This window comes from Kitasatospora sp. NPDC087861 (assembly GCF_044742585.1).
Taxonomy (GTDB): domain Bacteria; phylum Actinomycetota; class Actinomycetes; order Streptomycetales; family Streptomycetaceae; genus Kitasatospora.
Genome location: NZ_JBIUUS010000011.1, coordinates 160,659 through 185,441, shown reverse-complemented (window position 1 = coordinate 185,441; position 24,783 = coordinate 160,659). Strand labels below are relative to the sequence as shown.

Sequence of the window (24,783 nt, the reverse complement as noted above, 5' to 3'; positions counted from 1 at the left end):
CACTGATCCCACCTACTCTTGACCAACTCCGCGGCCGAGTCCCTCCGGATCGCGACCTGAACCGCTCTCGCTGGCATCAGATTCCTCCGACCTTCAAAGGCGTGCTCTCATGGCCAAGATCCTTTTCGTGATGACCGGAGCAAGCTACTGGACGCTCAAGGACGGTCACCGACACCCCACCGGGTACTGGGCTGAGGAGTTCGCAAGTCCGTACAGAGTGTTCACCGGAGCCGGCCACGAGGTCACCATCGCCACCCCAGGCGGTGTCGTACCCGTCTGCGACACCATGAGCCTGCGCCCCCGCTTCACAGGGGGAGAAGATGCATCCGTCGAACAGGAAGGCATCATCGAAGAGGCCGAGCAGCTTCGCCACGCCATCCCGATCGAGGACGTGGACCTCCATGACTACGACGCGGTCTACTACCCAGGAGGTCACGGCCCCATGGAGGACCTCTGGTGCGATGCTGATTCCGGGCTGCTGCTGAGGAGAGCCCTCGCGTCCGGCAAACCACTCGGCCTCGTCTGCCACGCCCCGGCGGCACTGCTCGCCACCCGGGACGAAAAGGGTGACACACCGTTTGCCAACTACCGCGTCACCGGCTTCACGAACGACGAGGAGGCGGGCGTCGGCTTCGCCGACAAGGCCAAGTGGCTCATGGAGGACGAGGTCAGAAACCTTCCCACAGACTACTCGCGCGGCCCGATGTGGGAGTCATACACGATGGTTGACCGCAACCTGTACACCGGGCAGAATCCGGCGTCCTCTGGCCCCCTGGCCACGATCATGCTCAAAAGCCTCTCGTAGGCACGGCACCGATCGCGTCGCCGCGCGCCAGCACGCACGACCGACGCAGCCTTCCGCGCGTTCGGGAGCGCCCGCCCGCCGCGTGCTTCCGGGCCGACTCGGACCTGGCGTGCCCGACGGGTCGGCACAGTCCCTGCGACCCTCCCGGCTCCGCTCGCGCGGGAGCGCCCCGCGGCGCGTGGCTGCGGAGCGCCTTTTTTTTGGGGGGGGTTAGTCGACCGGCTGCCCGTCGTACGTACCGCCCTTGCAGAGGTTGCCCGGCTCGTTGATCGCGGGCGTTCCGCCGCCCTGCTTGCACTGATTAGGGGTGACGTAGTGTGGGGCACCCTGTGCGGTGGCGGTGACGGTGGTGGTGGCGGCGGTGGCGGCGGTGGCGGCGCCGGTGAGGCCGAGTCCGGCGAAGGCTGCCGTGGCGATGACGGCGGCGAGGATTCGTCGAATGCGCATTTGGTTCCCCTTTCACGGATTGCCTCAGTTGGGGCACTAATCAGCTTGATCTTCATCCATGTGGGTGGCACGTCACGTTACGCCATTCGGGTGACAGTGCTGTCGGGTGCGGGGTCGGCGCCGCGACCCGTCGGACCGGCGATATGCAGGGCGTTTCGTCAAGCGGTGCAGGGGTGACCCGCCCCCGGCGTGGTGGGCTGGGGTCTGGCGGGGGTCCGGGTGGGGTGCGTGTCCTGGCGACGACGCGCGGTCAGCCTGATATGCGCGGGTTGGTTACCGCATGACCGGTTGTGCGTCGGGAGCGGGCCGCTCGTCTAGGCGAAGATGCCCCACCGCTGATGGCGGCTGTCGTGCACCGTCTGGAGGCTTCTCATGGCTTCCATCCTGCATCATCCGAGACATCCCAGCAGGTCAAAGCCATGTCTGGGGGTGTCTAAACGGCCTGGACGAAGTCGTCGAAGACCAGGGTGTGGGCGGCTTCGGCCGGCCCCTCGCGGTCCTTCTGCAGGACGATCAGGTCGCGCGGGCGTTCCTTGGCCTGGACGTACCCGGGCGCGAACCGGCGGTTGAAACCGACCATCAGGGAGCGGCCGGTGCGGCCGGCCAGGTCGACGAGCCGGCGGGCGCCGTCGACGGTGTAGTCGAGCGGCTTGTCGACGTAGACGTCGACGCCGGCCGTCAACAGCTGCTCGACGATCGGGACGTGCTGGTCGGTGGCGGCGTGCACGAAGGCGACGCGGATGCCGCTGTCGATCAGCCCGCCCAGGTCGGTGAAGCGGTGCTCGGCCGCGACGCGGTAGGTCTCGCCGAGCCGGTCGAGCTTGGCCCGGTCACGGGTCATCAGGCGCAGGTCGAGGCCGGGGAGCGCGGCGAGGACCGGCAGGTACGCCTTCTGGGCGATGTCACCCAGACCGATGACGCCGACGGGGAGTGGGGCATCGGAGCGGTCGAACTCATCGGGTCCCCTGCGGTGCGCGCGGTCATCGGGCGCACCCACCCTATTCGGACACTCGCTCTGCAGGTGCCGACCGGTTTGCCGGTACGTGAGCCCGGCGGCGGGCACCTGTTCGTCGCAGGCCCGCTGGCGGGTTCGCGGGGCCGGGCCGACGATTGTGGGCAGCAGGTCCGGGCGGTTTGTGGTCCGGCCGTGAGGTGGAGGCGGATGGTCATGTCGCGTTTTGCCGGCGGGAGAAATCGGGCGCCGATGTCGACCGTGTGTCAGCGGGTCGGGCTGGGCGCTGTCGCGCTCGGTTGCACGGTGCTGATGGCCGCCGGATGCGGCTCGTCGTCGACCACATCGTCGTCGGCGTCGTCGCGTCCGTTCTCTCCTGATGTGAACTCCTTCTCGGGCCAGCTGCCGTCCCCGGTCGCCTCGGCCAAGGCTTCGCTGCTGGAATCGGCTTCGGCGGCCGCGTCTGCGGCATCGGCCGCGGCCTCCTCGGCGGCGGCGTCCCAGTCTGCGGCGGCAGCCTCGTTCGAGGCGTCGGTCTCGGCACAGCTGGCGGCCGGCCGGGCCGAGGCGCAGTCCGTTCTGTCGAAGACGGAGGGTGCGGGCAACGCGATGGGGGACGTCACGATCACCGGTCTGCCCAAGGCGCGGTCGGCGGGCTTCAACGCCGCGACTGTGACCATGGTGAACAGCACGCGTTCGACCGCGTCGTACGCGATCAAGGTCGAGTTCCTCGACGAGACCGGCAAGCCGGTGGACACCGTCTTTCTGGGGGCGAAGAGCGTCGCGCCGGGTGGCAAGGCGACTCCCACGGCGTTCACCACGATGGACCGGGACAAGGCGCTCGTACCGCGCGTGGTCCAGGCTCAGCGGTACTGAAACACGCGGTCATGACCTTCCCGGGCAACCGGTTCCCGGGGGAGGCTCCTCCGGCGCCAGGGCTTGCCTGACACTTCCCGCCGCGCGCTGCTGCGACGCGCATGGTGCGGCAGCCCTCGGCGCCCGGCCCCTTCGCGAACCCGTGGGACCGGGCGGACAGTGGAGGAAGAGCGCCAGAAAGGTCTGATGATCATGGACCGGTACCCTCCCATCGCCGAGCACGGCCTTGTCGGCGACCTCCAGACCGCCGCTCTGGTCTCCTCCCGGGGAGTCGTCGACTGGTTCGCGGCCCCCCGGTTCGACTCGCCCAGTGTCTTCGCGGCCCTGCTGGACCACGACCGCGGCGGTTACTTCCGCCTCGCCCCCGAAGAGGAGTCCACCACCTGCAAGCAGCTCTACTACCCGGACACCGCGGTCCTGGTGACACGGTTCATGTCGCCCGACGGGGTCGGCGAGGTCTTCGACTTCATGCCACCGGACCGGACGGGCACACCCACCGACCGGCACGTGCTGGTCCGCGGGGCGCGGGCCGTACGCGGCACGGTGCGCTTCACCCTGGAGTGCAGGCCGCGCTTCGACTACGGCCGGGCCGGCCATGAGCTCGACCTGCGCGACGACACCGCGGCCTTCCGGGCGCCCGGCATCACCGCGTACCTGCGGAGCACCGTGCCACTGCGCCCGGACGGCGCCGAGGCCCGGGACGTCCGGGGGGAGATCACCCTCACCGCGGGCGAGCACGCCGCCGCCGTCCTGACCGTCTGCGGCCCGGACGGCCCCCTCCCGCCTCCGCCGACCCCCGACGGCGTGACCGAGCAGCTGTGGGCGGCCGTGGACTTCTGGCAGCGCTGGGTACGCGGTTCCCGCTACCGCGGCCGGTGGCCCGGCGCGGTGAACAGGTCCGCCATCACCCTCAAGCTGCTCACCTACGCCCCCACCGGCGCCCCGGTCGCCGCCGCCACCATGGGACTGCCCGAGCAGGTCGGCGGGGAACGCAACTGGGACTACCGCTACACCTGGGTCCGCGACGGCTCGCTGTCCGTCCGGGCGCTGCTCGACCTCGGATTCGTCGAGGAGGCCGAGCAGTTCACCCACTGGCTGGGCGAGCGGCTGGGCGACCGCCTGCGCGGTACGGACGGCATGGACGGCATCGCGAGAGAACCCCTCCAGATCATGTACCGGGTCGACGGGGACCCGGAACTCACCGAGGAGATCCTCGAACACTTCGAGGGCTACCGCGGCTCCCACCCGGTACGGGCCGGGAACGCCGCCGCCGACCAGCTCCAGCTCGACATCTACGGCGAGGCGCTCTACGCCCTCGCGGAGAGCCGGGAGATCGGCCTGCGGGCCGGCTACCACGGCTGGAAGAACCTGGCCCGTACGCTCGACTGGCTCGCCGACTCCTGGGACCGTCCCGACGAGGGCGTCTGGGAGACCCGCGGCGGACGCAAGGACTTCACCTTCAGCCGGGTGATGTCCTGGGTGGCCTTCGACCAGGGCCTGCGCCTGGCGGCCGACTTCAGCCGCCCCGCCGACACCGTCCGCTGGACCGCCGCGCGCGACGCCGTCCTCGAACAGGTGATGGAGCGCGGCTGGAACGAGAGGGAACAGGCCCTCACGCAGTCCTACGGGAGTGACGTCCTGGACGCCTCGTTGCTGCTCATCCCCAGGGTCAGGTTCATGTCTCCCCGGACGGAGAGCTGGTTGAAGACGCTCCGTGCGATGGAGCGCACGCTGGTGTCCGACAGTCTCGTCTACCGCTACGACCCCGTGGCCTCCCCCGACGGTCTGCACGGCTCGGAGGGCACCTTCAGCCTCTGCACCTTCCTCTACGTCGACGCCCTCGCCCGCGCCGGGCACCTGCGGCCGGCCCGCTACGCCTTCGAGAAGATGCAGACCTACGCGAACCACGTCGGCCTCTTCGCCGAGGAGATCGGTCCCAGCGGCGAGCAGCTGGGCAACTTCCCGCAGGCGTTCACCCATCTCTCGCTGATCATGGCCGCCACCACCCTCGACGAGGCCCTGGACAAGGCCCTCGACCAGCAGCAGGGCTACTGACCGTGCCCGGACGGGCTCGGCCCGCCACCCCGACGAGCGACGGGCCGAGCCCGGGGTGGCGAACTGCCTGGGTGGTCCTCCCCCGGCCGGTCTACTGCTTGAGCCCGTCGAAGGCGACGGCCAGGTGCCGGGGCCCCCGCAGGACCGCGTTCTGGCGGTACGGCGGCGGGTCCTCGACCAGCCGCAGGTTGTCGAGCCGGCGGGTGAGCTCGGTCAGCGCGATCTGCGCCTCCAGCCGGGCGAGCGGCGCGCCGAAGCAGTTGTGCAGGCCGCTGCCGAAGCCCAGGTGCTGGTTGTCGGGCCGGTCGGGGATGAAGCGGTCCGCGTCGAGGAACCGCTGCGGGTCCCGGCTGCCGGAGGCGAGCATCAGGTACAGCGGGGCGCCCTTGGGGATGATCGTCCCCGCGACCTCGATGTCGCTCAGCGGGGTGCGGTGCGGAATGAACTGCACGGGCGGCTCGAAGCGCAGCAGTTCCTCCACCAGCGGGACCACCAGGTCCGGGTCCTCCCGCAGCCGCTGGAGGACGTCCGGGTTGCGCAGCAGGGTGAGCATGCCGTTGGTGATCAGGTTGACCGTGGTCTCGTGGCCGGCGATCAGCAGCAGGGTCGAGGTGATGACCATGTCCACCGGCGACATCTGGCCGTCCGGTCCGTGGCCGGTCGCCAGGGCGGACAGCATGTCGTCGCGGGGCGAGCGGCGGCGCTCCTCGATCAGGCCGGCCAGGTAGCCGGCGAGGTCGACCCGGGCCTGCCGGATCGCCTGCTGCTTCGCCTCGCGCTCCTCCTCCGTGCCGTGGCCGGGGTCGAGACCGCTGGCGATCGTGTCGGCCCAGCCGTGGAAGCGACTCTCGTCCTCATGGGGGACGCCGAGCAGCCGGCAGATCACCGTGACGGGGAAGGGGTAGGAGAAGTCGTCCACCAGGTCGATCTGTCCCCTGTCCCGGAAGCCGTCGATGAGGCCGGACACGATCTCGCCGAGCTCGCCGCGCATCTCGTAGACCCGCCGCGGGGTGTGCGGCGGCCCGAACGGACGCATCGCCAGCCGACGCAGCCGGTCGTGCTCGGGCGGGTCGAGCCGCAGGAAACTGGGCGGCAGGTTCGGGTCCTCGACCTGTCCGACGGCGCCGGCCACCTCGGGGCTGAGATTGCGGACGTCGGAGCTGACCCGGGGATCGTGCAGCAGGTGGTGGATCTCCCAGTACGTGCTGACCAGGTAGACCCCTGTCTCGTCCCGCACCACCGGGGTCTTGCGCAGCTCGGCGTACAGGGGGTAGGGGTCGGCGCGATTCGCGTAGTCGGTGATCTGGCGCAGGAGCGCGACCGACGTCATGGTGTGGGTCCTTCCAGGTCAGGCGCGGAGTGGGGTGAACGAGATCCGCCGCTCGGACGGCGAGTGGCCGCTGAGCGTCACGGTGGGGCCGTGGCTGGGCATCGACGGGTCGGGGAACTCCGCCGGTACCGGGTGCATCCCCTCGGGCCGCCGGTCGACGGTGGCGAACTCGGGTGGGAACGGCGCGGCCTGTTCGATCTGCCGCTGGTAGAACTCCAGCCACTTCGCCTGGTCGAAGGCGACGGCGGCGATGATGCGGCCCTGGAAGCCGTAGGCCGCGACGAAGCGGCGCTCGGCCAGCGACCCCTGGGTGACGATGATCTCGTCGGCCATGGGCGGCACACCGACGGACTTGATGTTGACCCCGAACTGGGCGGACCAGAAGGACGGCGTCCACACGTGCGGGCGGCGGTCCGAGCTGGCGCTGATCATGTTGTGGGCCGCGGTCTCGGCCTGCTCGATCGCATTGCCCCAGTGCTCCAGGGAGAGGAACTGGTAGCCGAAGAGCGGGTGCGGGGAACGGGCGACGTCCCCGGCGACGAACACGTCGTCGGTCACGATGCCCCGCACGTCGAAGGCCCGGCAGCCGGCGTCGCAGGCGATCCCGCGCGGACCGGCGCCGAGGCCGGAGGAGGCGAGCCACTCGGTGTTGCGGGTCGCTCCGAGGCACACCACCGCCACCTCGACCTCGACCGTGCTGCCGTCCGACAGGTGCGCGCGGCGCAGCCGTCCGGCCGAGTCCCCCTCCAGGCCGGTCACCGTGACACCGCAGCGCAGATCGACGCCGTGCTCGCGTTGCATGCTCGCGGCCACCTCGCCGACCACACCCCCCAGCGCGCCCACCAGCGGAGCCGCCCCGCGCTCCGCGACGGTGACCTCCAGGCCCCGCTCCCGGCAGGCGGAGGCGATCTCCGAGCCGGTGAACCCGGCCCCGATGACCAGCACCCGGCGCGGGCCCGCGTTCAGCCTGCGCTGCAGCCGGGCCGCGTCGTCGCTGGTCCGCAGGACGAAGACCCCGTCCAGCTCGGCCTCCAGCTCCTGCGGCCAGGGCCGGGCACGGACTCCGGTCGTGATCAGCAGCCGGTCGTAGTCGACCGCGTCACCGTCGGCGAGGTGCACCCGCTTGGCCGCCAGGTCCAGTCCGGTCGCCGCGACGCCGAGCCGCCACCGGGCGTCCACCGTCCGGCGCCGGGGCAGCCTGGTGTGGTCGACGGGTACCCGGCCGAGCAGGACCTGCTTGGACAGCGGCGGCCGGTCGTAGGGCTCGTTCGGCTCGTCACCGATCATGGTCAGGGTGCCGGTGAAGCCCTCGGCGCGAAGGGTCTCAGCGGCGCGCAGGCCGGCTATCGAGGCCCCGACGATGACGATGTGCCCCTCGCGTCTGAGCTTCTCCAGGGAACCGTCAAGCGACATGGGTGGCCTCCCGCTCGCCGTCGGGCGCCCCGCCCAGGTCCTCCACGGTGATGGCCTTCACCGGGCAGGCGTGTGCCGCGCGCAGCACGTCCAGCCGCTGCGCGTCGTCGGGCTCGGGGTCGTACATCAGCGCTTCCTCACCGTGCATGGTGAACGCATCCGGGGCCAGGAAGGCACACTGCGCGTACCCCTGGCACCGGTTGAGGTCAACGACAAGCCTCATCAGGTCTCCGCTTCTTCGGCGAGGTGGCCGTGCCGTGGCGCTGCCACCGATCCGTTCTCCGGTCCTCGGCCGGCAGGCCTGCCGCGATCCGAGCGCGGCCCGGGCCGGTGGTGTCCCCGGTCCACCATGGGAGGGCCTCCCACAGCGACGCACGCTCACCGATCCATTGGGGTGAGGCGTGCCCTGCAGTCGGTCAGCCCACCGAAGCAGCACCGCTCGAGTCCCGGAGGCCGCTGCGCCGTAGGTCTGAGAACCTCCCCGGCCGGGCCACCGCCTGCCCCGGGGCGGTCCACGACTCGGCACCCGGCCGGCGTCCGAACCCCGTCGATCGGCACAACTGGCGCTCCGCACTTCTGCCGGTGCTTCCGCCTGGCCTGACTGCCCGGCAGGTGGTCGAATCGTCCAGTCCACCTGGATCGGCACGCCCGGTCGCTCGTCTTCGAGGAGATGACATGTCCCTTCTGTCCCACCGCCGGAAGCTCGCCGCCGGAGGCGTGGCCGTCGCCACGCTCGCGATCTCCTGCGTCTCGGTCACGCCGAGCAGCGCGGACGGCCAGGTGCTCTGGACCCCGAGCACGAGCAAGGGCCCGTCCTCCTTCGCCGGTGTCCAGTGCGCGGCGGGCAACTTCGGCGTCGTCGACGACGCCGTCAAGGGCCGCGTGTGGCAGGCGTTCCAGGCCGCCGGGGAGGAGCGCTGCGAGACGCTCAGCCCCGACCTGAAGGACGGCGACACCTTCTACCTGGGCTGGTCGTCCAAGGTGGACATCAAGGACACGAACAGCCGCTACGTCTTCCAGCTCAAGTGCTCCCCGAGCACCGGCACGGCCAACCACCCGATCGAGATCGATGCGACCGGCGGCCGCGTCCGCCTCCAGGAGTGGGACACCGACCACGTCGCGCACTCGCTGTGGACCGCGCCGGTGTCCAACGGCCAGTGGCACTCCTACGCCCTGAAGATCCGCCTGGGTCGTACCGACGGCACCATCGACTTCTGGTTCGACGGCGTGAAGCAGACCTTCACCACCGGCTCGGGCACCTTCAAGGGCACCACCTCCGACGGCACCAGGAACTACCTCAAGTGGGGCTCGTACCACCCCTCCTCGGGCGATGCGACGAACACCTTCACCAGCCCGATCATGGCGACTACCCTGTCCGCGGCCACCTCCGGCTCGTAAGCACCCCTCCGGCTCCTGAGGATTCCGGTGGCCGCTGCTGCCCCGCCCCGGGCCGCAGCGGCCCGTCGATGCCGTGCCCGCCGATTTCGACCGCTGTTCAGCGGGTCGTGGTCCGACCGACGGTCGCCGACCAGTCCCGGTACCTACCGTCAGGTCCCACACCACTCGTGGGAGCGAACATGCACGACATCCAGGCATCAGATTCCGGCCCCTGTGCGGAGGCCCACACCCCGCACGCGTGCGGCTGCCCCCGGACGGCGGACCTCGACGGGAACGGGTCGGCCGCGGCCAGCCGCCGCCGGTTCCTGCACGGCGCCGGGCTGCTCGGGGCCGGGGCCGGCGCCGTGGGGCTCGGCCTGCTCGGCGCCGTGCCCGCGCAGGCGGCCGACGCGAAGGCCTCCGGTGACCCGAAGGCGTCCGGCGACCCGCAGGGCACGGCCGCGAAGACGGCGAAGGGCCGCGGGCGGTGGCAGCCCGATCCCGACAGCAGGCAGTTCACCCTGGTCGTCATGCCGGACACGCAGTACCTCTTCGACGAGGACCGGATCCACCCCGCCCCGCTCGAAGCCTCGGTCCGCTACGTGCTCGACGGCGGGGTGAACCGCGAGGGCGGGCAGGACGACAACATCGTCTTCCTGGCCCACCTCGGCGACGTGACCGAGCACGGGCTGCCCGTCGAGTACGCCGCGGTGACGAAGGTGTTCGGCCTGCTCGACGACGCCGGCGCGGCCTACGGCGTGCTCGCGGGCAACCACGACGTCCGCTCCTCGACCGACGACCAGCGCGGCAGCACCCCGTACCTGGAGACGTTCAGCCAGGCCAGGGCCGCCCGCACCGCCGGCTACCGCGGCTCCAGCCCGGACGGCTACAACACCTGCCACGTCTTCCGGGCGGCCGGCCGCGACTGGCTGCTCCTCTCGCTGGACTGGCGGCTGTCGGACGCGGGCTTCGCCTGGGCGAACGCGGTGATCGCCGCCAACCCGAAGCTCCCGGTGATCCTGACCACCCACGAGATGGCCTACGCCGACGACGGCGGCAAGGCGGAGCTGTCCGACTACGGGAAGCAGCTCTGGGACCGGCTGGTCAGCGGCAACGACCAGATCTTCCTCACCGTCAACGGCCACTACTGGCCGCCCGGCCGGACCGTCCTCACGAACAAGGCCGGCCACGACGTCCACGTCCACATCACCAACTACCAGGACCGCTACTACGGCGGCGCGGCGATGATCCGCGCGTACCGCTTCGACCTCGACCGGAACACCGTCGATGTCTCGACCTTCTCGCCGTGGATCCAGGAGATCGCGGCCGACGAACGCAACGCGCTGGCGGCCCAGGAGGCCGAGCTGACCTCCGACGTGGACCGCTTCTCGATCCCGATCGACTTCGAGCGACGCTTCGCCGGCTTCGCCCCCGTCCCGAAGCGCCCGGCACGCCGGGCGAGCGGGCTGCTGGTCCGCGACACCCTGGCCTACTGGCGGTTCGACAACGGCGGGGGCGACGGGACGGCCGTCTCCGATCGGCAGACCGTCAAGGACCTGACGGGGTTGGGCAACGACCTGGTCCGGCAGAGCGCCCCGGGCGCCCCCGACCAGGCGCTCCGCTGGTCGACCGACTACCACCCCGACCAGCCGGGCCACGGCAGCCTGCGCTTCGACAGCCAGGGCTCCGCCCAGCTCGGCGCCTACCTCCAGACCGTGCCCAACGCGCCGATGAACCGGGAGACCTTCGAACGCGGCTACACCGTCGAGGCGTTCTTCAAGCTTCCCGCCGACTGGGACTCCGCGCGCAGCCGCTGGTCCGCCGTCCTCAGCCGCTGGGGCATGAGCAGCGAGGCGGGCAAGAGCGGCCCCTCGACCGATCCGGACGAGCCCGTCGTCACGCTCAGCCTGTCGGAGGGACCCGGGCTCCAGTGGTGCGTGTATCCGCTCAACCAGACCGGGGCGTCGACCTGTTGGGGGCACCAGCTGCCGCTGGACCGGTGGTGGCACGTCGCGGTCGTCAACGACGGCCGGCTCAACCGGATGTACGTGGACGGCTGCGAAGTGGCCCGCAACCCGGCGACGCCGGCCGTCGGCCTGACCACCCTGGGGCGCCCGTGGATGCTGGGCGGCTACGCCTACGCGGGGTCGCTGAACAAGGTCTTCCACGGCTACCTCGGCGACGTCCGGATCGTGAAGCGGGCGCTCGCGGTCCGCGAGTTCATGATCGCCTGACGGGGCCACCGGCCCCGCACCGCCCGGGGTGCGGGGCCGGCCCGGTCAGGCCCGGATGCCGTCGAACTGGCGGACCCAGTACGGCGGTTGGCCCACCTGGCCGGGCCACTGCGACACGATCAGGGTCAGCGCGGACGCGCTCGGGCTGCCCGGGTGGATGTACCCGCCGTACAGGTTCGGCACCTGCAGGGCGGTGATCTGCGGCAGGGGTACGCTCCACGGGCTGTCCGGCCGGGGCGCGGTGCGGGTGAAGATCGTGCCCAGCCGCACGTCGAAGTAGCTCATGCAGTAGGTGCCGCCGATCCGCTTGACGGAGAACTCCCCGGTGTTGTTGCCGGAGAGGATCACCGAGGGCGGCGCGGCGGTGGTCCACTGCCAGGAGCCGTTCAGGTACGCCCAGTTCTGCTGCGCCTCGAACCGGCCGGCCCGGAAGTCGTCCGGCTGGTACCGGAACAACTGGATCGCGCCGCCGTCCGCGGAGTTGACGTGGGAGCCGTTCCAGCGCTTGGAGAACACGTACAGCCAGCCGTCGGGGTCGATGCCCGCGAACGACCACATGCCGTACAGGGACTGGTTCTCGCCCTGGTGGTCACCCGGCCAGTGGTACGCGTAGTCCTGCCAGGTCACGCCGTAGTCGTCGGAGTAGGCGACGCCGGACATCAGCGAGCCGTCGTGGCCCGGGTCCAGCACCGGGTCCCCGGGGGCGCCCCAGGTGTACACGGACGTGTACTGGAGGTAGGTGCGGCCGCCGAACTCGATGCAGTCGTTGGGGATCCGGCTGATCTCCCAGCCGTAGCCGTTGTCGACGCGGTGGGTGTAGCCGAAGAGCTGCCCGGCCTGCCCGCCGGTCGGCTGCGCCCAGGTGAACGAGATCGGCGTCGCTCCGGACGCGTCGAAGCCCGCCTGGTTCAGCATCACCGGGGAGCCGATGTAGGTGCCGCTCTGCTGGATGCCGGTCCAGGAGTCGCCGAACACGTAGCCCCAGGAGTTGTCGTGCTCCCGGTAGTACGGGATGGCCAAGTCGCCCGACCCCAGCCCCTGTTGACTCGCCGAGTCACCGGGCTGGTCGCACAGCGGGGTGCCGTTCTGCCCGGTCGTCGCGGCGACGGCCGGCCGGGCGGCCGCGCGGCCCGCCGCGCTCAGGCCCGCCGTGCCCAGCGCGAGTCCCATCCCGGCCCTGAGGACGGACCGCCGGCCGGGGCGTGAGGGGGTAGCCATGATCGATCCTCCGGTGCTCGGTTCCGGGCACCGGCGCGGTGCCCCGACCTGCCAGTGTGACGCCAGGCCAGGCACCGCTCCGACAGCGGCCGACGGCGCGTGGAAGCGCGGCACGGCGTACCCGGGGACGTCACCCGCGCGCGGCCCGGCCGGGCGGCGCACGGGCCGAGGCGGTGGCGCTCCGGGAGGCCGGCCGCACTCCGGACGGCGGAGCGGCAGTCCGTGACGGCGGCCTCCCGGCGCCCGGCCAGGGCTGGGGCCTGTCTGGACGGGCGCCGCGACGGGGTCAGCAGATCCGGGGCAGTTGTTCGCCCAGCGGCAGATCGACCACCCGGGTGCCCCCGAAGGCGGTGCGGGCGACGACCATCCCGGGGTGGTCCGCGACGCACTCGCCGATCACGGCCGCGCCGGCCCCGAGCGGATGGGCGCGCAGGGCGGCGAGGACCGCGTCCGCCTCCCCGCGCGGGACGAAGGCGACGAGCTTGCCCTCGTTGGCGACGTACATCGGGTCGAGACCCAGCACCGCGCACGCGTTGGCCACCTGGGGCGGGACGGGGACGGCGCGTTCGCTCACCACCACGCCCACCCCGGCCGCCACCGCGATCTCGTTGAGCGCCGCCGCCAGCCCGCCCCTGGTGGGGTCGCGCAGCACGTGCAGGTCGGGGGCGACGGCCAGCATGGCGTCGACCAGGCCGCCGAGCGCCGCGCAGTCACTCTGGATCTCGACCCCGAACTCCAGGCCCTCCCGGACGCTCATGATCGCCACTCCGTGCAGCCCGATCTGGCCGCTGACGATCACCACGTCGCCCGGGACGGCACGCTGCGGCCGGATGTCCACCCCGGCCGGGACGAGCCCGATGCCGGCGGTGTTCAGGTAGATCCCGTCGCCGTGGCCGGCCTCGACCACCTTGGTGTCCCCGGTGACCACCTCGACCCCGGCGGTGCGGGCGGCGGCGCCGAGCGCCCTGGCCACCCGGTCCACCACGGCCATCTCCACCCCTTCCTCCAGGATGAACCCGCAGGACAGGTAGACCGCCCGGGCACCGCTCATGGCGAGGTCGTTGACGGTCCCGTTGACGGCGAGGTCTCCGATGCTGCCACCGGGGAAGAACAGCGGCCGGACGACGTAGGAGTCGGTGGAGAAGGCGAGCCTGGCGCCGCCGAGCTCCAGGACGGCGGAGTCGCCGAGCGCGGCGAGCACCGGCCCGCCGAACGCGGGCGCGAAGATGTTCTCCACCAGTTCGGCGGACATCGCGCCGCCGCCGCCGTGCCCCATCACCACCCGGGGGTGGTCGCGAAGCGGCAGCGGACAGCTCCAACCGGAGAGGTCCGGCGCCTGCGCCGGCTCGACGTCCGGCGCAGGCGTGGGTACGACGGCGGGCCCGCTCAGGATCTCGGTGTCAGCCAACGGGGCTCGCCTCCTGGGGGACGGTCGGCGTGCCCAGACGCCGGTAGAGGTAGTACGCGGCGCAGGCTCCCTCGCTGGAGACCATGGTCGCGCCGAGCGGGGTCCGCGGGGTGCAGACCGTGCCGAAGGCCTCGCACTGGTGGGGTTTGAGCAGGCCCTGCAGGACCTCGCCGCTGCGGCACTGCGCGGGTTCGCGGGTGGTGATCCCCGCGACGTCGAAGCGGCGCTCGGCGTCCTGGTCCCGGTAGCGGGGCGAGAGCCGCCAGCCGCTCTGCGGGATGACGCCGATGCCCCGCCAGGCACGGTCGGTCACCTCGAAGACGTCTTCCAGCATGGCCCGGGCCGCCGGGTTGCCCTCGGGCCGGACGGCTCTCGGATAGGCGTTGTCGACGGTGTGCTCGCCGCGCTCCAACTGCCGTACGGTGCGCCGGATTCCTTCCAGGATGTCCAGGGGTTCGAAGCCGGTGACGACGATCGGGACCTGGTGGCGCTCGGCCAGTGCCGGGTACTCGTCGGTGCCCATCACGCTGCACACGTGCCCGGCGGCGAGGAAGCCCTGGACCCGGCAGTGCGGCGAGTTCATGATGGCCTCGATGGCCGGGGGCACCCGGACGTGCGAGACGAGCATGCTGAAGTTGCGCAGGCCCTGCCGCCTGGCCAGGTGGACGGCCATGGCGTTCGGCGGGGCGGTGGTCTCGAAGCCGATGCCGAAGAAGACGACCTCCCGCTCGGGGTTCTCCCGGGCGATCCGCAGCGCGTCGAGCGGTGAGTACACCACCCGGACGTCGCCGCCCTCGCCGCGGACCCGGAACAGGTCACGGTCGGTGCCCGGGACCCGCAGCATGTCGCCGAAGGAGCAGAAGATCACCTCGGGCCGGGCGGCGATCGCCAGCGCCCGGTCGATCACCTCCAACGGGGTGACACACACCGGGCACCCCGGGCCGTGGATCAACTCGACCTCGTCCGGCAGGAGTTGGTCGATGGCGTGCCGGATGATGGTGTGCGTCTGGCCGCCGCACACCTCCATCAGCGCCCACGGCCTGGTGACCGTCGCCCTGATGTCGGCGAGCAGGCCGCTCGCCAGCTCCGGATTCTGGAACTCCTCCAGGTACTTCACGGTCCGGCCTCCTCAGCCACTCGCGCCGCTTCCCACGGGTCGCCGAACTCCTCCTGCAGCAGGCCGAGTTCCGCGAAGAGGTCGAGGGTCCGTCGGGCCGACTCCTCATCCAGCCGCTGCAGCGCGAAGCCCACGTGCACGATGGCGTACTCGCCCACCCGCAGGTCGGGCAGGTACTCCAGGCACACGTCCTTGACCACTCCGCCGAAATCCATGACCGCCATCCGGGTCCCGTCGCGTTCCGCGATCTCCGTCACCCTGCCGGGCACCGCCAGACACATCCGCCCTCACTCCTCCCGGGTGGCCACCGAGCGGGCGGCCACCATCAGCTGGCCGAGCGCCAGCCCTCCGTCGTTGGGCGGCACCCGCCGGTGCCGCAGTACGGTGAAACCGTCCTCCCCGAGGCCGCGCGCGCAGGCCGAGGAGAGCAGCGCGTTGCCGAAGACACCGCCGCTGAGCGCCACCGTGCTGGTGCCGTGCCGCTCCCGGACGAACGCGCAGACCCGCCGGACCAGTTCGGTGACGGCGGCGTGGAAGCGCGCGGCGACCAGACCGTCGGGCGCGCCGGCGGACACGTCCGCCAGCACCCCGGCCAGCACCGGGCCGGGATCGGCGACCCAGCCGTCCGCCGTGGGCCGCAGCCCGAAGGCGTACCCCGGAGCGGAACCGAACCCGTGCGCCGCCGCCTCCAGTTCGATCGCCGCCTGGGCCTCGTATCCGGCGCGGTGGCAGATCCCGGCGAGCGACGACACCGCGTCGAACAGCCGCCCCATGCTGGAGGTCGGCACGCAGTTCAGTCCGCGCTCCAACTGCCTTTCCAGCAGCCGCAGTTCACCATCCCGACAGGCCTGGACCGACGGCAGCCCGGGCGTCCAGGGCAGGCCGGCGGCCCGCAGGTGCGCGAGCGCCGTCCGGTACGGGCGCTCGACCGCCGTGTCACCGCCGGGCAGCGGCACGTACCCGAGGTGGGCGAGGCGACGGAAGCCGGCGTAGTCGGCCAGCAGCACCTCGCCGCCCCAGATCGCGCCGTCCTCTCCGTAGCCGGTGCCGTCGAAGGCCACGCCGAGGACCGGCCGGCTCCCGTCCAGGCCGTGCTCGGCCATCACCGCGGCGATGTGGGCGTGGTGGTGCTGCACGCGGTGGACCGGGCGGCCGGTCGCGGTCCGTTCGGCGTGCCGGACCGAGCGATAGCCGGGGTGCCGGTCGGTGACCAGCAGCTCCGCTCGCACCCCGCTGACCGTGCTCAGCTGCTCGACCGCGCGATCGAAGGCCCGCAGGGTGGCCAGGTCGTCCATGTCCCCGATGTGGCCCGACAGCCAGGCGTAGCCGTCCCGGGCCAGCGCGAAGGTGTTCTTCAGGTCGCCGCCGACCGCCAGCACCGGGCGGACCGGCACCGGCAGGGGCAGCGGCAGCGGCGCGTACCCGCGGGAGCGGCGCAGCGGCAGTTGCTCGCCGTCGACCACCCGGACGACCGAGTCCTCGCAGGGGACGTGGATCGGCCGGTCGTGGGTGAGCCAGCCGTCGACCAGCGGGGCGAGCGTGGTCAGCGCCTCGTGGTCGTCGGTGACGATCGGCTCGCCCGAGAGGTTGGCGCTGGTCATCACCAGCAGGTCCGGCCCCGGTGCGGCGAGCAGCAGGTGGTGCAGCGGCGTGTAGGGGAGCAGCAGGCCGAGGTCGGGGCTGCGCGGGGCCGCCGCCGCGAGCGCGGGTCGCAGCGCGCCGGTGCGGCGCAGCAGCACGATCGGCCGCACCGCTCCGGTGAGCAGCTCGCGTTCGACCGGGCCGAGCGGCAGCAGGCCCTCGACCGTGGCGAGGTCACGGGCCATCAGGGCGAACGGCTTGTCGCCGCGCCGCTTGCGTCGGCGCAGCAGGGCGACGGTGTCGACGTCGCGCGCGTCGCACGCCAGGTGGTAGCCGCCGATGCCCTTGACGGCGAGGATCGCCCCGGCGGCCAGCCGCCGGCGCGCCTCGGCGAGCGCGGCCTCCCCGGCCAGGTCGGCGCGTCCGGGCACGATGAGGGCGAGCCGCGGTCCGCAGGCGTGACAGGACACCGGCTGCGCGTGGAACCGGCGGTCCGCCGGGTCGGTGTACTCCCGGGCGCAGTCCGGGCACATCGGGAAGCCGGCCATGGTCGTGTTGGCGCGGTCGTACGGCAGGCCGGTCACGATGGTGTGGCGGGGCCCGCAGTTGGTGCAGCTGATGAACGGGTGCCGGTGCCGGCGGTCCGCCGGGTCGGCCAGTTCGGCGAGGCAGTCGGCGCAGACGGCCACGTCGGGCGGGATCAGGGTGGTCCGGGGGCCGTCGGTCCGGGACGGGACGATGGCGAAACCGGTGCCGCCGGTGGCGGCCAGCGGCGCGGACTCCACCGAGGCCACCTGGGCCAGCGGCGGAGCGTCGTCGGCCACCCGCCGGCAGAAGGCGGCGACGGCCTCGCGGCCGCCCTCGACCTCGACCAGCACGCCCTCGCCGGTGTTGGTGACGCTGCCGGCGAGGCCGAGCTCACCGGCCAGCGTGTAGACGAACGGCCGGAAGCCGACCCCCTGCACCAGGCCGCGGATGGCGACCCGCCGCCGCTCCGGGCCCAGCGCCTGGCGACCGGTCGTCACGAAGGGTCCCGCACCACGGCCGGCGCGTGGTCGTGCTCCGCGTGGCCGTGCCCGTGCTGGTGCTCCGCGTGGCCGTGCCCGTGCCCGTGCTGGTGCTCCGCTTCCCCGCGGTGCTCCCCCGGTCCATGGTGGTGCCCGGGTCCATGGTCGACGGACATGACCGGCCGGTGCGGCTCGGCGCCGTCCAGGACGGCCAGCGCCCGCTCCAGCAGGACGCCGACGTTCCGGCCGGTCCGGGCCGAGGTGAGGACGACCTCCACCCCGGGATTGACCCGCGCGACGTTCGCCCGGAACGCCGTCTCGTCGAACTCCGCCGCCGCGGCGAGGTCGGCCTTGGTCACCAGCACCAGGTTGGCCAGCCCGAAGGCGGTCGGGTACTTGAGCGGCTTGTCCTCGCCCTCGGTCACCGAGGCCAGTGCCACCCGCAGTGACTCGCCGAGGTCGTAGGAGGCCGGGCAGACCAGGTTGCCGACGTTCTCCACGAAGAGCAGCCGGGTGTCGTCCGGCAGCCAGCCGGCCAGGTGTCCGGCGAGCATCTCCGCCTCCAGGTGGCAGAGCCCGTCGGTGAGCACCTGCTTCACCAACGCGCCCGAACGGGCCAGCCGCAGCGCGTCGTTCTCGGTGGCGAGGTCGGCGGTGAGCGCGGCGACCGGCACCCCGCGCCGCCGGGCCAGGCCCAACTCGGCCTCCAGCAGCGCGGTCTTGCCGCTGCCGGGGCTGGACAGCAGGTTCACCGCCACCGTCCCGCGCGCGGCCAGGGCCGCCCGCAACTCCCCTGCGCTGCCGTCGTTCCGGGCGAGGATCGCCTGGCGCAGGTCGACCGTGCGACACATCGGCATCAGCCTTTCTGATCGGCCTGGACGCCGGGGCGCTCGGCCCATTCGACGTCGAGGATCTGCAGCTCGCGTCCGGACAGCAGCTCGACGCTGCCGCCGGCGCAGCTCGGGCAGCCGAGGTCCGGCGGCATGCCGACGGCCCACTCGACCGCGCAGGGGGTGCAGCGGGCGCGTGCCGCGACGGACTCGGCCTGCAGCGCGGCCCCTTCCAGCAGCGTTCCGGCGCAGGCGAGTTCGAAGCAGAAGTCGAGTGCCTGCGGGACCACGCCGGCCAGTTCACCGACCCGCAGCCGTACCCGCGCGACACCCTGGGCCCCGTGTTCACGCGCGGCCCGGTCCACCTGCTCGACGACGGCGGCGGCGATCGACATCTCGTGCATCGGTCCCTTCCCACGGCCGGCGGCAACGGGCCCCATTACAGGGCGCGGTGGCGTCGACGACTCGAAGCCGCGCCGCCACCGCGCCCGCGGCTGCACCGTTCGCAGCAATCCGCGCCTCACATCCGTGACAGGCGCAGGTACCGCCTGAGGTCCGGCAGGCTCTGCCAGACCAGGGTCGCGACCCCTGCCAGCAGGGTCGCGCAGAGCAGTTTCCTCAGCATGGTGTTGTCTCCTTCTCCGGTTGTGTGACCTCGTCCACGACCCGCAGGATCATCTGGACCGCCTCCTCGACGGCGGCGGCGACCGGGGTGCTCAGCCCGATGCCCTCCTCCAGCGACGCCGGCTCGCACCCGACCACCAGCACCCGTCCGGGTGGCTCGCCGCCGGTGCCGGCGGCGAGCGTGGCCAACAGGGCGAGCACCGCGTCGGGCCCCATCCGGTGCCCGTCCAGCACCGGTGCCTCCAGCGGTTCGGCGGCCGCTTCGATGAGGTAGACCGTGCCCGGCGCCCCGCCGCGGCAGGTGGCGTCCACCAGCACCGCGGTCCGGTAGCCGTCGAGCAGCCGGTACGCCAGGTCCACCCCACGGACGCCGACGTCGACCACTTCGACGCCCGTCGGCACCGGGTGGGCGGCGAGCCGGCGGACGGTCTCCACGCCGAACCCGTCGTCGCCGAGGAAGATGTTGCCCACCCCGGCGACCAGGACCGCCCCGGCGTTCACGGGCCCTCCGTCCGGACGGCGCCGTCCGCCGGTGGCGGGGCCTCGTCCAGCGGGGTGACCTCGTCGGGTTGGAAGTAGCGGAACCGGCCCTGCGCCCGCCACAGGTCCGCGCCCGGGTCGCCGTCCACCGTGACCGCCAGGTGCACCGACCCGTCGACGTCGTGGAGCACCGCCTCGACGACGGCGGTCCGCCCGTGCAGGAACAGGTCCTGGGCATCGGTGCGCCGCCGCCCGGGCCGCAGCAGGACCCGGCTGCCGGCGCCGACGGAGTGGCCGTCGACGAGCACCCGGTCCCGCTCGGGGTCGACCGCCGGATCATTGCCCGGGTCCCACCAGGGCTGCTCCGCCTCGGGAGGGCCCCCGGTGATCTCGCGCAGCCCGCGGACGGCTCCGTGCAGGCGCTCCAGGACCTCGGGCGGCATGGAGTCCGCCAGGTCGATCACGGCGCCGGCCCGTTCGTCGGTGCCCCGGGCCTCCCGCTTCTCCTGGTCGGTCAGGGCCGCCGTCCGCAGCGCCAGGATCTCGTCGATCTCGGTGGCGTCGTAGAGGGTGCCGAGGCTCTCCGGGGCGACCTGCGGGTGGTCCTCCAGGATGATCGGCGAGGAGAGCACCACCCGGCGCCCGCGGTCCGGTCCGGCCAGCACCGGCCAGGTGTGCTCGTTGCGGCACCGCTCGACGGCCGGGCGGGCCCACTCCGGCGGGTCGGTGACGGACAGGAAGCAGCCGTGCTCCAGTCCGAGCAGCAGGTGTGCCGAGACGAGGGAGCGCGGCAGCGCCTCCTCCCGGCGGGCATGCCGGGCCGGTGTCCAGGTGGAGGTGTTCTCCACCACCACCGTCAGGCGCTGCGCCCGGTACGGGCCGGGGAGTTCCTCGGCGGTCAGCCGCAGCAGGCCGTCGACCTGTTCGCGGCGACGCACCAGTCGGCCGACGGCCGCGTCGTTCTCGCGCAGCAGTTCCGTCTCGCCGACGCCCGGCAGCCGGAACGGCCGCAGCACCCCGTCTGCGGCCAACTCCTCGACCGGAAGCAGCAGTTCGATTCGCTCCTCGACGGCCTCGTCCCACGCGACGAACACCCGGTCGGCGAGCTCCAGCCGTTCCACCGGCTCGAAGCCCCCGGTGGCGGTGGCCCGTTCGACGATGCGCCGCTGGACGCGCAGGAAGCGCAGTTCGACGGCCAACCGGTCGCCGCCGCGCGGTTCCACCAGGCACTCGGTGCGCTGGTGGGAGTGCTCGCCGCCCTGCGCGGTGTACTCGGGCGGGACCAGGACGCCGAACTGCCAGCGCAGCCGGTTCTTGGCCGCCGAGGCGCGGTACGGGTAGAGCACGTAGCCCTCCAGCAGCACCGCGTCGGCGATCTGCCGGGCGGCCGCGAAGCCGCTCTCGATCCCGGCCGGGAAGGCGCTCACCGGGCCCCCTCCCCGACCGCCGTCGTCGCGAGCAGTTCCCGCACCGTCGCCTCCCAGGAGGGCAGGGCCCGCCGGGAGCGGTAGGCCAGCAGGGCGTCCATCAGGTCGTCCGGCAGCCGCAGCCAGCCGCAGCCGGGGAAGTGCTGGTCGATCGCCTCGCGCCAGACCCGCACCGGCATCCGCACCGAGGCCTCCTTGTCCCAGGGCACCGGGGTGACCTGGAAGCCGCCGGGGCCGGCGAAGGCGGTGCCGGAGAAGAGCAGCAGCAGCGGCACCTCGCCGCCGTCCAACGCCCGGAAGTAGCGGGCTGAGGCCACCTCCAGGTCGTAGCTGCACGGCACCACCAGGTCGGCCTCGGTCTCGCCGGTGAATCCGGGCACCAGCAGCGGCACGGTGGCGAACTGGAGCGGGTTGAGCGTGGTCGCCCAGCGCTCCCGTTCGCCGAACAGGTCGGTCAGCCGCTCGCCCTCCGCCCCGCTGTAGGACCGGCGGCCCGGTTCGATGCGCAGCTGGCACTGGAGCGCGAGGGCGTGCACCCGGGTGTCGGCCGGGGCGGTGATCCGCAGTCGGAACACCAGGGTCGGCCCGGCCGCGTACGGTTCGGAGCGCACGCCGGTACAGGCGAAGCCGAGGGCGGTCACGCCGTCACCTCCGCGGGCAGGGGACGGGCCCGGACGGCCAACCTCGCGAAGAACGCGTCGAGTTCGGCCCGCGCCTCGGCCCCGCCGTCGAAGCCGTGCCAGCACAACCGCAGTCGGCCGACCAGCTCGTAGCAGACGTCGATCGGCACCAGGAAGCACTCGACGAGCCCGCCGTCCCGGCGCAGCAGCAGGGCCTCCACGTCCGGCTCCAGAGCGGCGGCCAGCCGGCTCTCGCCGAGGGCGCGCTGCCAGGCCTCCTCGTCCAGTTCGCTCTCGGTGGCACCGGCCGGCCCGGGGTAGCAGGCGAGCAGCCGGTCCAGCGCGGCGTTGCGGAACAGGAACGCGGTGCCGACCGGGATCCCCAGCACCGACCAGGACCGCTCGTCCAAGGGCCCGTCCGGATCGACCAGGCAGCGGGCCGGCACGCTGCGGTAGCGGCCGTCGGACGCGCCCGGCTGCTGGAACAGCAGGCCGCAGGCGGTGCAGGCGCAGGTCAGGGCGCGCTCCTCGGTGTCCACCAGGTGGCGGTGGCCGGGGGGCAGGTCCAGGCCGCAGAACTCGCACCGCTCGGGCCGCGGCGGCGCGGGCTCGCGCAGCCGGTGCAGCAGGGCGGTGCCCGCGTGGGAGAACCGGCGGGTGCTCATCGCGCCTCCGCGGGCAGGGTCGGGCGGGTGCCGATCTGCAGCAGCTGCGGGGCGCGTTCCAGCTCCAGGGCCGTCACCTCGGGCGCGTGGCAGGCGAGTACGGCCTCCACCTCCTGCTCGCCGCAGCCACAGCCGGAGGCCGTCCGGCGCAGCCGCAGCGTGCCGGTGCCCGGGTCGAAGCCGAGCACCTCGATCTGCTCGGGCAGGGCGGCGAGCGCCCGGCCGATCCGGGCGGTCACGTCCTCGGGGTGCAGATCGTGCAGGAGCAGCAGCCCGGCCACGACCGGGTCGTCCAGCAGCCGCGCCAGGACGGACGGGGGCAGCGCGGGAACGAGCCGGGCCAGCCCCCCGCCGTAGAACTCCATCAGGTCGCGGACGAGTTGCTCACCCGCCTGCTCGGCACCGCTGCCGGCCAGGGCGTCCAGGGTCTCCTGGATGCGCCGGCCGGTCTGCTCGGCCGTCATCCGGCCAGCCCGCTCAGGCCGGTGGGCACGTGCATGGTCTGCAGGGTGCGCCCGCCCCCCACGTACATGTGCACGCCGCACGGCAGGCAGGGGTCGAAGCTGCGCACCGTGCGCATGATGTCGATGCCCTTGAAGTTCTCCGGGGTGTTCTCCTCGAAGATCGGGGTGTTCTGCACCGCGTCCTCGTACGGGCCGGGGGTGCCGAAGCTGTCGCGGACGCTGGCGTTCCACGGGGTGGGCGGGTACGGGTGGTAGTTGGCGATCTTGCCGTCGCGGATCACCATGTGGTGGGAGAGCACCCCGCGCACCGCCTCGGTGAAGCCGCAGCCGATCGACTCGTCCGGCACCTCGAAGCGCTCCCAGGTCTGGCTGCGCCCGGCGCGCACCTCGTCCAGCGCCTTCTCCGCGAAGTGGAGGGCGGCCGCCGCCGCGTACGCCTGGAAGTAGGTGCGGGCGCGGTTGCGCTCGATGGCGTTGCTCCACTGCGGGATCTTCCACTCGAAGGTGGTCTCCGGCTTCGTCATCGAGCGGGGCAGGTTGATCTGCACGCTGTGCCCGGTGGCCTTGATGTAGCCGATGTCGACCAGCCCCGACAGGGCGGTGGACCACAACCGGGCGATCGGGCCGCCGCCGGTGTCCAGGGCCAGGTAGTCCTTGCCGTCGAACCAGCGGGGGGACATCACCCAGCTGTACTTGTCGTCGAAGTCGCGCTTCTGCGGGGCGGGGATGGTGTGCTGGTTCCAGGGGTGCCGGGGGTCGACCGGGTTGCCCAGCGGGTCGTGGGTGACGAAGAGCTCCTTGCCCTGCCAGTCCTCGTAGTAGGAGCTGCCGAGCAGGATCCGGATGCCGAGGTTGATCGTCGTCAGGTCGTTGGTGACCAGCTTGCCGTCCACGATGATGCCGGGGGTGACGAACATCCTGCGGCCCCAGTCCGACATGTTGCGGTACGTGAAGTCGCAGTGGTCGGGGTCGTTGAGGCTGCCCCAGCACCCGAGCAGGACCCGTCGCCGGCCGACCTCCTCGTAGCCGGGCAGCGCCTCGTAGAAGAAGTCGAAGAGGTCGTCGTGCAGCGGCACGACCTTCTTCATGAACTCCACGTACCGCATCAGCCGGGTCAGGTAGTCGGTGAACAGCTGAACCGTCGCCACCGTGCCGACGCCGCCCGGGTAGAGCGTGGAGGGGTGCACGTGGCGGCCCTCCATCAGGCAGAACATCTCCCGGGTGTACCGGCTGACCTGGAGCGCCTCACGGTAGAACTCGCCCTCGATCGGGTTGAGCGAGCGCATGATGTCGGCGATGGTCCGGTACCCGTGGTCGCCGGCGTGCGGCGCCTCGGTGCGCTCGGCCAGCTCCAGCACGCCCGGGTTGGTCTCGCGGACCATCTTCTCGCAGTAGTCGACCCCGACCAGGTTCTCCTGGAAGATGTTGTGGTCGAACATGTACTCGGCGGCCTCGCCGAGGTTGATGATCCACTCTCCGAGGTGCGGGGGCTTCACGCCGTACGCCATGTTCTGGGTGTAGACCGAACAGGTGGCGTGGTTGTCGCCGCAGATCCCGCAGATCCGGCTGGTGATGAAGTGCGCGTCCCGCGGGTCCTTCCCGCGCATGAAGACGCTGTAGCCGCGGAAGACCGAGGAGGTGCTGTAGCACTCCGCGACCCGCTTCTGCTTGAAGTCGATCTTGGTGTGGATGCCGAGGCTGCCCACGATCCGGGTGATCGGGTCCCAGGACATCTCGGTCAGGCCGTTGCCGTCGCCGGCCGCCTTGGTAGTCGGTGCCATCGTGTGTGTCGTGCCCTTCTCTGCGAGCGGGGAGGGGGAGCGGGCGGCGGCGACGGGCCGCACGCCCGCAGG

At 72.3% G+C, this 24,783-nt stretch carries 24 protein-coding genes; 5 read left to right on the top strand and 19 right to left on the bottom strand.

Annotated elements, in window-relative coordinates:
• Positions 1–109 precede the first annotated feature (109 nt).
• Positions 110–805, top strand: a complete 696-nt coding sequence (locus ACIOJE_RS18020; protein ID WP_400777180.1) for a type 1 glutamine amidotransferase domain-containing protein — start codon at positions 110–112, stop codon at positions 803–805.
• A gap of 210 nt (positions 806–1,015) precedes the next feature.
• Here ACIOJE_RS18020 and ACIOJE_RS18015 read toward each other — a convergent pair whose 3' ends face one another.
• Together ACIOJE_RS18015 and ACIOJE_RS18010 are read right to left on the bottom strand one after the other, a co-directional pair.
• The gene (locus ACIOJE_RS18015) at positions 1,016–1,252 is read right to left on the bottom strand and encodes a hypothetical protein (protein ID WP_280684536.1); all 237 of its coding nucleotides are present in this window, start codon (positions 1,250–1,252) and stop codon (positions 1,016–1,018) included.
• Positions 1,253–1,685: 433 nt separating this feature from the next.
• Complete coding sequence (locus ACIOJE_RS18010; RefSeq protein ID WP_400777179.1) at positions 1,686–2,249, bottom strand: Gfo/Idh/MocA family protein; 564 nt, start codon at positions 2,247–2,249, stop codon at positions 1,686–1,688.
• A 165-nt stretch (positions 2,250–2,414) separates the two neighbouring features.
• Here ACIOJE_RS18010 and ACIOJE_RS18005 point away from each other — a divergent pair, with 165 nt between their 5' ends.
• Both ACIOJE_RS18005 and ACIOJE_RS18000 read left to right on the top strand, forming a co-directional pair.
• On the top strand, positions 2,415–3,080 hold the full coding sequence (locus ACIOJE_RS18005) for a hypothetical protein (protein WP_400777177.1): 666 nt from the start codon (positions 2,415–2,417) through the stop codon (positions 3,078–3,080).
• Between the two features lie 192 nt (positions 3,081–3,272).
• Positions 3,273–5,135 carry a glycoside hydrolase family 15 protein gene (locus ACIOJE_RS18000; RefSeq protein ID WP_280684525.1) on the top strand — a complete coding sequence of 621 codons (1,863 nt, stop codon included), beginning with the start codon at positions 3,273–3,275 and terminating at the stop codon, positions 5,133–5,135.
• Between the two features lie 91 nt (positions 5,136–5,226).
• Here the strand turns inward: ACIOJE_RS18000 and ACIOJE_RS17995 are convergent, their stop codons facing one another.
• The 3 genes from ACIOJE_RS17995 to ACIOJE_RS17985 are packed head-to-tail and all read right to left on the bottom strand — an operon-like array spanning position 5,227 to position 8,101.
• The gene (locus ACIOJE_RS17995; protein ID WP_400777175.1) at positions 5,227–6,465 is read right to left on the bottom strand and encodes a cytochrome P450; all 1,239 of its coding nucleotides are present in this window, start codon (positions 6,463–6,465) and stop codon (positions 5,227–5,229) included.
• A gap of 18 nt (positions 6,466–6,483) precedes the next feature.
• Positions 6,484–7,878, bottom strand: coding sequence for an NAD(P)/FAD-dependent oxidoreductase (locus ACIOJE_RS17990; RefSeq protein ID WP_280684521.1), 1,395 nt, complete (start codon positions 7,876–7,878; stop codon positions 6,484–6,486).
• Entirely contained in the window at positions 7,868–8,101 is a 234-nt protein-coding gene (locus ACIOJE_RS17985) for a ferredoxin (RefSeq protein ID WP_280684519.1), read from the bottom strand. Before ACIOJE_RS17985 ends, ACIOJE_RS17990 begins: the two co-directional genes overlap by 11 nt.
• A gap of 452 nt (positions 8,102–8,553) precedes the next feature.
• Here ACIOJE_RS17985 and ACIOJE_RS17980 point away from each other — a divergent pair, with 452 nt between their 5' ends.
• Positions 8,554–9,276 carry a heparin lyase I family protein gene (locus tag ACIOJE_RS17980; RefSeq protein WP_280684517.1) on the top strand — a complete coding sequence of 241 codons (723 nt, stop codon included), beginning with the start codon at positions 8,554–8,556 and terminating at the stop codon, positions 9,274–9,276.
• A gap of 179 nt (positions 9,277–9,455) precedes the next feature.
• On the top strand, positions 9,456–11,489 hold the full coding sequence (locus ACIOJE_RS17975; protein WP_400777172.1) for a LamG-like jellyroll fold domain-containing protein: 2,034 nt from the start codon (positions 9,456–9,458) through the stop codon (positions 11,487–11,489).
• 45 nt (positions 11,490–11,534) lie between these two features.
• Here ACIOJE_RS17975 and ACIOJE_RS17970 read toward each other — a convergent pair whose 3' ends face one another.
• The 14 genes from ACIOJE_RS17970 to ACIOJE_RS17905 form a co-directional block, all read right to left on the bottom strand.
• The gene (locus ACIOJE_RS17970) at positions 11,535–12,707 is read right to left on the bottom strand and encodes a DUF4185 domain-containing protein (RefSeq protein ID WP_400777170.1); all 1,173 of its coding nucleotides are present in this window, start codon (positions 12,705–12,707) and stop codon (positions 11,535–11,537) included.
• A 286-nt stretch (positions 12,708–12,993) separates the two neighbouring features.
• Complete coding sequence (gene hypE, locus ACIOJE_RS17965; protein WP_400777254.1) at positions 12,994–14,097, bottom strand: hydrogenase expression/formation protein HypE; 1,104 nt, start codon at positions 14,095–14,097, stop codon at positions 12,994–12,996.
• Between the two features lie 10 nt (positions 14,098–14,107).
• Positions 14,108–15,232, bottom strand: a complete 1,125-nt coding sequence (gene hypD, locus ACIOJE_RS17960; protein ID WP_280684511.1) for a hydrogenase formation protein HypD — start codon at positions 15,230–15,232, stop codon at positions 14,108–14,110.
• Complete coding sequence (locus ACIOJE_RS17955; protein ID WP_280684509.1) at positions 15,229–15,513, bottom strand: HypC/HybG/HupF family hydrogenase formation chaperone; 285 nt, start codon at positions 15,511–15,513, stop codon at positions 15,229–15,231. Before ACIOJE_RS17955 ends, hypD begins: the two co-directional genes overlap by 4 nt.
• A 6-nt stretch (positions 15,514–15,519) precedes the next feature.
• Entirely contained in the window at positions 15,520–17,838 is a 2,319-nt protein-coding gene (hypF, locus tag ACIOJE_RS17950) for a carbamoyltransferase HypF (protein ID WP_400777169.1), read from the bottom strand.
• Positions 17,835–18,671 carry a hydrogenase nickel incorporation protein HypB gene (gene hypB, locus ACIOJE_RS17945; protein ID WP_400777167.1) on the bottom strand — a complete coding sequence of 279 codons (837 nt, stop codon included), beginning with the start codon at positions 18,669–18,671 and terminating at the stop codon, positions 17,835–17,837. The genes hypF and hypB overlap by 4 nt, the downstream gene beginning before the upstream one ends.
• Positions 18,672–18,676: 5 nt before the next feature.
• Positions 18,677–19,054: a hydrogenase maturation nickel metallochaperone HypA gene (gene hypA / locus ACIOJE_RS17940; protein ID WP_280684503.1), complete on the bottom strand. Its 378-nt coding sequence runs from the start codon at positions 19,052–19,054 to the stop codon at positions 18,677–18,679.
• Between the two features lie 116 nt (positions 19,055–19,170).
• Entirely contained in the window at positions 19,171–19,275 is a 105-nt protein-coding gene (locus ACIOJE_RS17935) for a DUF6893 family small protein (RefSeq protein ID WP_400777166.1), read from the bottom strand.
• Positions 19,269–19,775, bottom strand: coding sequence for a hydrogenase maturation protease (locus tag ACIOJE_RS17930; protein WP_280684501.1), 507 nt, complete (start codon positions 19,773–19,775; stop codon positions 19,269–19,271). Before ACIOJE_RS17930 ends, ACIOJE_RS17935 begins: the two co-directional genes overlap by 7 nt.
• Complete coding sequence (locus tag ACIOJE_RS17925; RefSeq protein ID WP_400777163.1) at positions 19,772–21,181, bottom strand: hypothetical protein; 1,410 nt, start codon at positions 21,179–21,181, stop codon at positions 19,772–19,774. Before ACIOJE_RS17925 ends, ACIOJE_RS17930 begins: the two co-directional genes overlap by 4 nt.
• Positions 21,178–21,822 (bottom strand): DUF6084 family protein, encoded by a 645-nt coding sequence (locus ACIOJE_RS17920; RefSeq protein ID WP_280684497.1) that lies wholly within the window; start codon positions 21,820–21,822, stop codon positions 21,178–21,180. The genes ACIOJE_RS17925 and ACIOJE_RS17920 overlap by 4 nt, the downstream gene beginning before the upstream one ends.
• Positions 21,819–22,466 carry a DUF5947 family protein gene (locus ACIOJE_RS17915; protein ID WP_400777161.1) on the bottom strand — a complete coding sequence of 216 codons (648 nt, stop codon included), beginning with the start codon at positions 22,464–22,466 and terminating at the stop codon, positions 21,819–21,821. Before ACIOJE_RS17915 ends, ACIOJE_RS17920 begins: the two co-directional genes overlap by 4 nt.
• The gene (locus ACIOJE_RS17910; protein WP_280684494.1) at positions 22,463–22,930 is read right to left on the bottom strand and encodes a thioredoxin; all 468 of its coding nucleotides are present in this window, start codon (positions 22,928–22,930) and stop codon (positions 22,463–22,465) included. The genes ACIOJE_RS17915 and ACIOJE_RS17910 overlap by 4 nt, the downstream gene beginning before the upstream one ends.
• The gene (locus tag ACIOJE_RS17905; RefSeq protein ID WP_400777159.1) at positions 22,927–24,711 is read right to left on the bottom strand and encodes a nickel-dependent hydrogenase large subunit; all 1,785 of its coding nucleotides are present in this window, start codon (positions 24,709–24,711) and stop codon (positions 22,927–22,929) included. Before ACIOJE_RS17905 ends, ACIOJE_RS17910 begins: the two co-directional genes overlap by 4 nt.
• Positions 24,712–24,783: the final 72 nt, after the last annotated feature.

Coding starts and splice junctions, on each gene's coding strand:
- ACIOJE_RS18020 (WP_400777180.1), top strand. CDS start 110: ATGGCCAAGATCCTTTTCGTGATGACCGGAGCAAGCTACTGGACGCTC.
- ACIOJE_RS18015 (WP_280684536.1), bottom strand. CDS start 1,252: ATGCGCATTCGACGAATCCTCGCCGCCGTCATCGCCACGGCAGCCTTC.
- ACIOJE_RS18005 (WP_400777177.1), top strand. CDS start 2,415: ATGGTCATGTCGCGTTTTGCCGGCGGGAGAAATCGGGCGCCGATGTCG.
- ACIOJE_RS18000 (WP_280684525.1), top strand. CDS start 3,273: ATGGACCGGTACCCTCCCATCGCCGAGCACGGCCTTGTCGGCGACCTC.
- ACIOJE_RS17995 (WP_400777175.1), bottom strand. CDS start 6,465: ATGACGTCGGTCGCGCTCCTGCGCCAGATCACCGACTACGCGAATCGC.
- ACIOJE_RS17990 (WP_280684521.1), bottom strand. CDS start 7,878: ATGTCGCTTGACGGTTCCCTGGAGAAGCTCAGACGCGAGGGGCACATC.
- ACIOJE_RS17985 (WP_280684519.1), bottom strand. CDS start 8,101: ATGAGGCTTGTCGTTGACCTCAACCGGTGCCAGGGGTACGCGCAGTGT.
- ACIOJE_RS17980 (WP_280684517.1), top strand. CDS start 8,554: ATGTCCCTTCTGTCCCACCGCCGGAAGCTCGCCGCCGGAGGCGTGGCC.
- ACIOJE_RS17975 (WP_400777172.1), top strand. CDS start 9,456: ATGCACGACATCCAGGCATCAGATTCCGGCCCCTGTGCGGAGGCCCAC.
- ACIOJE_RS17970 (WP_400777170.1), bottom strand. CDS start 12,707: ATGGCTACCCCCTCACGCCCCGGCCGGCGGTCCGTCCTCAGGGCCGGG.
- ACIOJE_RS17955 (WP_280684509.1), bottom strand. CDS start 15,513: ATGTGTCTGGCGGTGCCCGGCAGGGTGACGGAGATCGCGGAACGCGAC.
- hypB (WP_400777167.1), bottom strand. CDS start 18,671: ATGTGTCGCACGGTCGACCTGCGCCAGGCGATCCTCGCCCGGAACGAC.
- hypA (WP_280684503.1), bottom strand. CDS start 19,054: ATGCACGAGATGTCGATCGCCGCCGCCGTCGTCGAGCAGGTGGACCGG.
- ACIOJE_RS17935 (WP_400777166.1), bottom strand. CDS start 19,275: ATGCTGAGGAAACTGCTCTGCGCGACCCTGCTGGCAGGGGTCGCGACC.
- ACIOJE_RS17915 (WP_400777161.1), bottom strand. CDS start 22,466: ATGAGCACCCGCCGGTTCTCCCACGCGGGCACCGCCCTGCTGCACCGG.
- ACIOJE_RS17910 (WP_280684494.1), bottom strand. CDS start 22,930: ATGACGGCCGAGCAGACCGGCCGGCGCATCCAGGAGACCCTGGACGCC.
- ACIOJE_RS17905 (WP_400777159.1), bottom strand. CDS start 24,711: ATGGCACCGACTACCAAGGCGGCCGGCGACGGCAACGGCCTGACCGAG.